This window comes from Bacillus cereus group sp. N21 (genome assembly GCF_016483395.1).
GTDB lineage: Bacteria > Bacillota > Bacilli > Bacillales > Bacillaceae_G > Bacillus_A > Bacillus_A pseudomycoides.
This window is the reverse complement of sequence record NZ_JAEHBX010000059.1, coordinates 23,729-30,904: the sequence shown is the minus strand read 5'-3', so window position 1 is coordinate 30,904 and position 7,176 is coordinate 23,729. Positions and strand designations below refer to the sequence as shown.

Genomic DNA, 7,176 nt, shown 5'->3' with positions numbered 1-7,176 from the left:
ACTGAACGAAAAGTCGCCTTTTTTGTTTTACACGTGTTTTATGAGATGAAAAACGAAAGTTTTTCAGTGGCCTCGTATTGTACCGGAACCATTTTTTTGAGTGCCCACGACTCGGGGTACAGTTCAGATAACCTTCGTAAGCTCTTTTTATTTTTTAAAATTGTATTCTGTCAAATAGATGTCACATGAACATTTTATAGTATAGGTATACAAGGATTGAGCATAAACGATATAGGAGATATGAATCTATGAAACAATTATTAAAATATATAGTAGTAATTTGCACGTTGACACTTTTATGTTATGCAGCTTATATGAAGTATGAAAAACAAAAAGAAATTGAAAATAATAAATTAGTAATTACTGAAATCTCGAAGCAGTACGGTATACCAGACTGGATTCCACTTGCAATTGCTGATCATGAAACAAAATTTAATCGAAAAGCTGTTGGAGATAAAGGGACATCTTTTGGGCTATTTCAGTTACATCGGGGCGGATTAGCACCTGCACAATTATCAGAAGAGAACTTAAAAGATGCAAAAACGAATGCAACAATAGCAATCTCACATATGGTGAGTTCCTATAAACGTGGAGTAAACAAAGGATTAACAGAATTAGCTCTTTTAAAATATGTTGCCAATACATCGGGATGGCCTGGAAATTTAGGAGAAGATTGGACAAATAATAATACGAAATATAATGTTGGGTTAGAGAAATCTTATAAGCTATATAAGAAAGATTAAAATATTACAAATTTCTCAAGTTTTCACCTCTTTATAAACTGAATTTTCTGTCATTTTGTTGTATAGTGAAAGAAGTGGTAGAAGAATATAAAGGGGTAAGGAATTTGAGGAAAAAACAGTTTGTGATTGCGCTTTCAGCAATGTTTTCTCTAACACTTACATCTGGCATATCTAGTATTACGGTACATGCAGAGCAGAAAGAAGAGAATTCAAAGAAATTTACTTTACCGCTAAATGGGAAAGTACCAGAAACGTTAGCTCAATCGGTAAAGATTGAGTTAGAAAATGGAATGACGAAACCAATTTATTCACTTGATGAGGCAATTGTAGAAAATTTATTTGTAGAAACAGAGATTGATAGTGACCGAGATGGTAAAAAAGATCGTGTATCGGTAAAGGTAATGCGACCGAAAACAGAACCGGGTGTGAAAGTTCCTGTTATTTATGAAATGAGTCCTTATCGTTCAGGGATAAATATATAATGTAGATGAAGAATTACACCCTACGGAAGGTAAACCTTATGCAGGACCAGCTAACCTCGGTTCATATGGAAATTATTATGTTCCTCGTGGATATGCCGTTATTTTAGGTGAAAGCATTGGTACTGGGAAATCAGATGGATGTCCAACAACTGGTGACGAACAAGAAATTATCGGTACAAAATCTGTTATTGATTGGGTAAATGGAAGAGCAAAAGCATTCACAGAATATGGTGAGGAAATACAGGCGGATTGGTCTACAGGAAATGTCGGGATGACAGGTGCTTCATATAATGGCACATTGCCGAACGCTGTTGCAACAACAGGAGTTGAAGGGTTAAAAACAATTATTCCTATTGCCGCGATTAGCAGTTGGTATGATTATTACCGTGCAAATGGGGCAGTTGTTGCACCAGGTGGTTATCAAGGTGAAGATACAGATAATATGGCCGAAGCAGTATTAACGAGAAAAAATCCTGAAGTTTGTCAAAAAATCATTAAAGAGCTTACTGATGGGCAGGACCGAAAAACAGGAGATTATAATGATTTTTGGGACAAGCGTAACTACGTGAAGGATGCAAAAAATATAAAGGCAAGTGTATTTGTTGTACATGGTTTAAACGATTGGAATGTAAAGACAAAACAGTTTTCACAATGGTGGGAAGCTCTTGGAGAAAATAATGTGCCACGTAAAATGTGGTTACATCAAGGAGGACATGGGGGAACATCTAGTAATAACTGGCAGCAAACACAAAATAAATGGTTTGATTATTGGTTATACGGAATTGAAAATGGAATTATGAATGAACCGATGGTAGATGTACAGCGAGAAAATAAAACGTGGCAAAAATTAAAAAATTGGCCAGACCCTGCAGCAGCTCCGTCTAAAATACGTATGCTTTTAAGTAATAAAGCAGTAGATTTACCGCTTCGAATGGGTGCGGTACAACAAGTGTCTTCATTGTTAGATGATGCAAAAATTAAATCGAATCAATTACTAACAAATCCAGAATTGGAATCACCAAATCGGTTAGTATATGTAATGCCTAAGCTCGAAAAAGAAATGAGAATAAGTGGTACACCAAAAATTTCATTTAAGGGGAGTATTGATCGTCCAGTTTCAAATTTAACCGCATTACTTGTTGATTATGGTGGTGAGAAACCAGAAATTGTGACGAGAGGATGGATGGATCCACAAAACTTGAATGGAAAAGAAGAGTCAACACCAATTATACCAGGAAAAGATTACACATTTACATGGGACATGCAGCCGGATGATTATGTATTCCAAGCCGGCCATCAAATCGGAGTCGTATTAATTGCAAGTGATTATGACTATACGATTCGTCCAAAAGCAGGGACGAAACTTACAGTAAAATTAAGTGAATTAACACTGCCAATTGTAAAATAGAAGGAAGCCTCCGAATGTGGAGGCTTTTTTTGTACTGAAAAAAGGGGATGGATTCTAACATCAAATTGCCGAAAGGATGTTAGAAAGGGAATGGAAGAAGCGAAGAGAGTATTTCTAACTAGAAGGATACCCTACATTCTTAGTATAAGTATTATGTTATTTTGAAATAACAATAGATTTATTATATAATATTTTCGTATTAATAATGGGGAATAGTAATTTTAAAAATAAGGAGAATGTAATATCCTATGAAAGATGTAGATTTTATACTAGAAAGTGACGAAACATTAAAGCCATCTGAACGATTAGTATTATTACTATTAGAAAAACATAGAATTCTATATACAAATGATCTGCTAGCACTATCTAATTTATCATATAAAACATTAACGGATTCATTAACTGAACTCGTAGTAAAATCATATGTATTAAAAGAGACGGGGAAGGGAAGAAGGCAAAATTGCTATAGGTTAATGTAAGAGTTATTGTATCTATAAAAGAATACAAAAAAACATTTTTTAAATGAAATACAAAAAACATTTTCGAATTTTATTTGAAAAATACAATTTAAATAGGTGCCTACTAAGGGTTGTTTTTATATTAAAACTAATTAATCATTTTCACATTTTTAAAAAGATATTCGAAATAAAAAAATGAAATGTAATAAAGTCACTACAGTACGAGTTTTTTTATTTCTATATAAATGTGGTGGTTTATTTTATAGAAAGATACAAAAATATATTTTTGATTAAACCCAAAACAGTTCATTCTAAAAATGAATTATTTTTTTATTAGAAAATTATTTTTTTATTTGGTAACAAAGTAATGAAAATGAGGTTTAACATTAATAATATTATTATGTAAACTATAATGGGTTGAAAAGGAATTCTTCATGTTTAATAGAATTATTTTATAGTTAAAAAATGAAACGAGTCTATGTAAGAGGGGGATAAAGATGAATCCAATTGTAGCAATTACAAATGCTGTAATGAATGGAGAACAAATGTAAAGTTTGTTGATGAAGGACATATTATTACTTCTGGAGGAATTTCGTCCGGAATTAATATGTCATTTCATATAGTGAAAAATTTATTAGGGGAAGAAATTGCAGAAGCAACAGCAAAAAGAATGGAGTATGATATTGAGTTGTGCAATTAGTTGAATATGAAAGTTTTGTTTATGTAGTGGGATAAAAAAGATCAGTAACAATGAATTGTTACTGATCTTTTTTTGTTTAAAGCTTTCGTATATATGCTAATTCTTCTTCTAATAGAAGTGGGCGTGCAGAAGCAGCGACATTTTCTGCTGCTTGATTAGCTGTTTTTGCTCCGGGAATAGCAACAGATACAGCAGGATGCGAGAGTACATAACGAAGGGCCAACTGCCCCAAAGTTTGTTTAGGGTTTGAAAGGGATCTCAATTGTTCAACCTTTCGTAAATCATCTTGAAACCATGTTTCTTTTGGCCAATCTTGTCGTAAATCACCATCAGGGAATGTTGTTTGATCAGTAAACTTTCCAGTTAATATCCCCATTTTTAATGGCCCACGAATGACAGCTCCTAAGTTTTTCTCTTGTAAGTAAGGTAAAATATCATTTTCAGGTGCCCGGTTAAGTATGCTGTAGTCAAGTTGTATAACATCAATCTGCCCGTCTTTATTAAAATTTTTAATATATTGTAAATCATGCGTAGAAACACCAACTGCTCTTACTTTTCCATCTCGTTTTAAAATTTCAAATGCGCGAAGGAACGCTTCGGTTTCCTCTTTTTTATCCCACCAAATATGACAAAAATAAACATCAATGTAATCTGTTTGCAGGCGAAGTAAGCTAGTTTCAAATACTGCAATTACTTTTGCTGCTGTATCGTAGACAGGTTCTCCATCAGGATCATAGTGATGACCAATTAAACCTCCCTTTGTGGAAAGGATGATATCATTACGATGTTCTTTGATTGCTTGTGCCACTAATTTTTCACTATGACCTAAACCATATACATCAGCGGTATCAATAAAATTTACTCCGCATTCAATTGCTTTTTTCATTGCAGAGATAGAATGTTTGTCATTTACAGGACCCCATTCATCACCACCAATTGCCCAAGCGCCAAATCCAATTTCAGAAACGGTTAAACTGGTTTTTCCTAATGCGCGGTATTTCATTTGTTTACCTCCTTAATAAAAGGAATCCCTAATAAATTATTCACTGAAAAAGCGAATGTGTTTGTGAGATCTTTTTGCTTAGCTTAAAAACATAAAACACTAATATATAGCACAAAAAATAAAATTTTCATCTGAAATATAGAGATGTCGTCGAAAGCTATCTCTAATTGGTTAATTTATGAGATTTTTTTATGGAGGAGCTTATTTTACGAGAAGAGAATTTAGGTTAGTAAGAAAGTATGCCTGTGGTAGTGAAATAAAATGGGTTAGGGGGATTTAAAAAATGAGGAAACTCAAGAAAGTAAATGTTCCTAATACACCACAACAAACACAGTCTAATGAATACCGAGTTATAAATAAGAGAAAAGTACGGCGATTTGTTTTAGTTTTTATTTTTATTCTTTCGGCCACTTTTTATATTCAATATATCCTTACTAAGCAACAAGAAATGATTGTAGAAAAGCGAGATACGATTAAAAATCAGCAAAAGCAATTACTTTCTCTAAAAAAAGATTCACGTTATTTAAAGAGTGAGGTTGCAAATCTGACAGATAATGAAGAAGAGATTTTAAAGTTTGCGAGAAAAGAGTATCAATTCTCTAAGCAAAATGAGACTATATTTGTACTACCTAAGTAGATATGCAGTAATGAAAAGGAAACATCTGTTAAAAAGCAGTTAGCAAATTAGCTAACTGTTTTTTTATATTAAATATTTTTATTCGTTCTTTGTAGGCAGTAATAATTGTACAATATTTACTAAAATAAATATTGTTAAAATTCTGTCAATTGTATATAATATACAGTAAGCGGATACATTTCTTAATTAACGATGAGTCTACAGCTTATTCGCCTGTTAAGAAAACCGTTATCCTTGTATAAGAAAGGAAGATTTATGTGTACGCTTCTAATACGATTTATATCGTAGGGGACGCAAAAGCACCTCAAAACAATCCAATTACAGAAAAATTTAAAAGCTATTTTGTTGCATTTGTTGTTGAAAAAGATACAGGGAAAATTGTAGATGCGGATTGTTCAGCAACCATTTCATTAACTGCTCAATTTGTAAAACATTTATTTCTACATAGAAATATGAATGATCCACAATTAGTAGAAGAAATTAAAAATCGTTATTTCGGATCGTCTCAAAAAGCATTGCTTGTAGCATTAAAAGATGCACAAAAAAAATATAATCAAATTGCTGCTTTGTCTACACATTCATAGACAAAATCCAGCCATAAGATTCATTCTTATGGCTGGATTTTTTTATTGGACAGAAAGGATGAATAGAAATGAAAATCATGGATCTAACAGTAAAACGTCGCTATATTAAGCTTCATACACCATTTAAAACAGCTTTGCGCACTGTAACAGAAATTGAAAGTATTGATGTTTTTATTCACACAGATGAAGGAATTGTAGGAAAAGGGGCTGGGACTGCGACTCCAGTTATTACTGGGGATTGTGCGAGTGGAATGGGAGAAGCTATTTTAGGGCCAATCCGCTCTGTGTTAATCGGGAAAGAATTGCAGCAATTTCAAACGTTGTTGTTACAAATCCAAATGAGCTGTGTAGGCAATACGAGTGCGAAGGCAGCAGTAGATATGGCTGTATATGATGTGTATTGTCAATTTCATAATATCCCATTATATGCGTTATTAGGTGGAAAGAAAGAGATTCAAACAGATATTACAGTAAGTGTTGATGAACCTTTATTAATGGCGAAAGAAGCAAAAAGTCATGTGGAAAAAGGCTTTAACACATTAAAAATTAAAGTTGGTAAATCAACAGAATTGGATTTAGAACGCATTGAAGCGATCAGAAATGTTGTGCCGAAGGATGTAACTTTGCGATTAGATGCAAATCAAGGATGGAGTCCAAAAGAAGCTGTATCGATTATTCGAGAAATGGAAAATAGAAATTTAAATATAGAATTTGTAGAACAGCCCGTTCATGCGAAAGATTGGGAAGGAATGAAATATGTAAAAGATCATGTGCAAACACCAATCATGGCTGATGAAAGTGCTTTCTCGGCGCAAGACGCTTTAAAGCTTGTTCAAGGGCAATACGCCGATTTATTAAATATTAAATTAATGAAATGTGGCGGGATACGGGAAGCATGGAAGATTGCCGATATTGCTGGCGCTGCCGGTGTAAAATGCATGGTTGGTAGCATGATGGAATCATCGCTTTCTGTGGCGGCAATTGCACATGTAGCAGCCGCTCATCCAAATATTCACTACTTTGATCTTGATGCTCCTTTATGGTTAATGGAAGAGCCAAGCGGAATCACATATAACGGACCAAGGGTAAACCTGCATCACGCAGTGAATATAGAATAAAGTTTCGGCAGAAGAGTTGTTTTTGATGTCACGCTTTGCTTGA

The 7,176-nt window shown here is 33.7% G+C and carries 6 protein-coding genes and 2 pseudogenes; 7 read left to right on the top strand and 1 reads right to left on the bottom strand.

Annotation, left to right across the window (positions count from 1 at the left end; genetic code table 11):
- Positions 1–248: 248 nt before the first annotated feature.
- The 4 genes and pseudogenes from JDS96_RS23825 to JDS96_RS32370 all read left to right on the top strand — a co-directional run.
- A complete protein-coding gene (locus tag JDS96_RS23825) occupies positions 249–743 on the top strand; it encodes a transglycosylase SLT domain-containing protein (RefSeq protein WP_033796197.1) in 495 nt (164 codons plus the stop codon).
- A gap of 140 nt (positions 744–883) precedes the next feature.
- A pseudogene (locus JDS96_RS23820) lies at positions 884–2,633 on the top strand (Xaa-Pro dipeptidyl-peptidase).
- 248 nt (positions 2,634–2,881) lie between these two features.
- Complete coding sequence (locus JDS96_RS23815) at positions 2,882–3,112, top strand: hypothetical protein (RefSeq protein WP_003198034.1); 231 nt, start codon at positions 2,882–2,884, stop codon at positions 3,110–3,112.
- 523 nt (positions 3,113–3,635) lie between these two features.
- A pseudogene (locus JDS96_RS32370) lies at positions 3,636–3,791 on the top strand (DJ-1/PfpI family protein); the annotation flags it as partial.
- 76 nt (positions 3,792–3,867) lie between these two features.
- Here JDS96_RS32370 and JDS96_RS23805 read toward each other — a convergent pair.
- Positions 3,868–4,794, bottom strand: coding sequence for an aldo/keto reductase (locus JDS96_RS23805; protein ID WP_199668227.1), 927 nt, complete (start codon positions 4,792–4,794; stop codon positions 3,868–3,870).
- A 283-nt stretch (positions 4,795–5,077) separates the two neighbouring features.
- Between JDS96_RS23805 and JDS96_RS23800 the strand changes: the two genes are divergently transcribed.
- The 3 genes from JDS96_RS23800 to JDS96_RS23790 all read left to right on the top strand — a co-directional run bounded on the left by JDS96_RS23800 (position 5,078) and on the right by JDS96_RS23790 (position 7,133).
- Complete coding sequence (locus JDS96_RS23800) at positions 5,078–5,431, top strand: FtsB family cell division protein (RefSeq protein ID WP_199668226.1); 354 nt, start codon at positions 5,078–5,080, stop codon at positions 5,429–5,431.
- A 257-nt stretch (positions 5,432–5,688) separates the two neighbouring features.
- The gene (locus tag JDS96_RS23795) at positions 5,689–6,015 is read left to right on the top strand and encodes a DUF3870 domain-containing protein (protein ID WP_003198042.1); all 327 of its coding nucleotides are present in this window, start codon (positions 5,689–5,691) and stop codon (positions 6,013–6,015) included.
- A gap of 68 nt (positions 6,016–6,083) precedes the next feature.
- Positions 6,084–7,133, top strand: a complete 1,050-nt coding sequence (locus JDS96_RS23790; protein ID WP_199668225.1) for a dipeptide epimerase — start codon at positions 6,084–6,086, stop codon at positions 7,131–7,133.
- Positions 7,134–7,176 lie beyond the last annotated feature (43 nt).

Coding starts and splice junctions, on each gene's coding strand:
- JDS96_RS23800 (WP_199668226.1), top strand. CDS start 5,078: ATGAGGAAACTCAAGAAAGTAAATGTTCCTAATACACCACAACAAACA.
- JDS96_RS23825 (WP_033796197.1), top strand. CDS start 249: ATGAAACAATTATTAAAATATATAGTAGTAATTTGCACGTTGACACTT.
- JDS96_RS23805 (WP_199668227.1), bottom strand. CDS start 4,794: ATGAAATACCGCGCATTAGGAAAAACCAGTTTAACCGTTTCTGAAATT.
- JDS96_RS23815 (WP_003198034.1), top strand. CDS start 2,882: ATGAAAGATGTAGATTTTATACTAGAAAGTGACGAAACATTAAAGCCA.
- JDS96_RS23790 (WP_199668225.1), top strand. CDS start 6,084: ATGAAAATCATGGATCTAACAGTAAAACGTCGCTATATTAAGCTTCAT.